Source organism: Oceanobacillus saliphilus (genome assembly GCF_023522835.1).
GTDB classification, from domain to species: domain Bacteria; phylum Bacillota; class Bacilli; order Bacillales; family Amphibacillaceae; genus Oceanobacillus; species Oceanobacillus saliphilus.
Genome location: NZ_JALCZU010000200.1, coordinates 1 through 261 on the forward strand (window position 1 = coordinate 1; position 261 = coordinate 261).

At 34.1% G+C, this 261-nt stretch carries 1 protein-coding gene; it reads left to right on the top strand.

Features of this window, described 5'->3' with window-relative positions; translation table 11 throughout:
* A partial coding sequence (locus MN204_RS20910; protein ID WP_249872971.1) for a hypothetical protein occupies window positions 1-261 on the top strand: 261 nt, incomplete at both ends.

A 261-nucleotide genomic window follows, 5' to 3' on the forward strand; every position in this document is an offset into this window, starting at 1 on the left:
GCTTTAATTTCTATAGTTCTACTTGCAGCCTCAGCTGACTATGAAAGATATATTCGTAATTCGTTAACTATAACAGCTATTGCGTTCTCGATTTACGAAAAAAACTTTGTTAAGACGTTTAGACAATCAATACATTTTTGGACTGGAATTTTGGTTGTATTATTGATTTCAACTTTTGCATGGAAATATTGGGACACGACTATGACGGGGCGTTTTCAATTTTTGCCGTACTTAATTCATTTATGGAAGGATGGAGGCTTT